At 46.4% G+C, this 448-nt stretch carries 1 protein-coding gene; it reads left to right on the top strand.

What is annotated here, in order from left to right; genetic code table 11:
• Positions 1 to 10: 10 nt before the first annotated feature.
• Positions 11 to 448, top strand: a 438-nt coding sequence (locus tag FMN63_RS30115) for an MFS transporter (RefSeq protein ID WP_286192791.1), incomplete at its 3' end; no start/stop codon positions are given.

Consider the following 448-nt stretch of genomic DNA (forward strand, 5'->3'; position numbering starts at 1 on the left):
TCGAACGATGATGATTATCGGCGACCTGGGGTCGGCAGCCGGTTTGATTTTCATTCTGTCCATTATGCTCACAGGTGATATCCAATTATGGCATATCTATGTGGGAGTGGCCTTTAGTTCGGTGTTTTCCGCGTTACAGAGCCCGGCATATAAGGCCTCTGCTACGGACCTGCTGGATAAGGATCAATTCTCGAAAGGAAGCGGTCTTGTACAACTGGCTGAATCCTCGAAGTTTTTGTTTTCACCCATTATTGCGGGCATTCTGCTTAGTATAACAACCATTGAAGTCATTCTGGTCATTAATATTCTGACATTCCTGGTTGCCATTCTGGCTGTGCTGGTTATTCGGAAGAGCATGAAGGTGGAGCGAGAGGATCGAGAAGGAAAAAACTGGATCACCGATATTCAAGAGGGCTGGAGAGAAGTTGTAACCAACAAGGGAGTACTG

The sequence above is a fragment of the Stappia sp. BW2 genome (assembly GCF_008107695.1).
GTDB lineage: Bacteria > Pseudomonadota > Alphaproteobacteria > Rhizobiales > Stappiaceae > Roseibium.